At 71.7% G+C, this 608-nt stretch carries 2 pseudogenes; both read left to right on the top strand.

Annotation, left to right across the window (positions count from 1 at the left end):
• Positions 1-112 (top strand): annotated as a pseudogene (locus FV223_RS32310) (xanthine dehydrogenase family protein subunit M); the annotation flags it as partial.
• Positions 113-116: 4 nt separating this feature from the next.
• A pseudogene (locus FV223_RS29440) lies at positions 117-608 on the top strand (xanthine dehydrogenase family protein molybdopterin-binding subunit); the annotation flags it as partial.

Genomic DNA, 608 nt, shown 5'->3' with positions numbered 1-608 from the left:
GGCGGTGACCGAGCAGGTCTTCGCCGGCGCCGCGCCGACCCATGCGAACGCCTACAAGCTGACGCTCGCTGAGCGGACCCTGTCCGCGGCGCTCAACCAAGCGAGGGCCTAAAGCCATGAAGTTCGATCAGCCCGCCGGCCAAAACCCGATCGACCAGCTCAAGGTCGTCGGAAAGCCGACCGACCGGGTCGAAGGACCGCTCAAGGTCACGGGGACCGCGCCCTACGCCTACGAATGGCACGATCCGCACGCGAACCTCGCCTACGGCTTCATCGTCGGCGCCGGCATCGCCAAGGGCCGGATCGCGACCCTCGACGTGGCGCGCGCGAAGGCCGCCTCGGGCGTCGTCGCCGTCGTCACCCACGAGAATGCCGGGCCGCTCGGCCAGGGCGAGTTCTACGTCCACCGCTTCCTCGCCGCGCTCGTCGTCGACCACTACCACCAGGCCGTCGCGGTCGTCGTCGCCGAGACCTTCGAGCAGGCGCGGGCCGCCGCGGCCCTGGTCCGGGTCACGTATGTCGAGGAGCCGGGCGCCTTCGACCTCGCCGCGCAGGAGGCGACCGCGCCCGTGGCCGAGCAGGGCCCGTTCGGCGGCAAGCCCGAGACC

The sequence above is a fragment of the Methylobacterium sp. WL116 genome (assembly GCF_008039455.1).
Taxonomy (GTDB): Bacteria; Pseudomonadota; Alphaproteobacteria; order Rhizobiales; family Beijerinckiaceae; genus Methylobacterium.
This window is presented reverse-complemented; position numbering and strand designations above follow the sequence as displayed.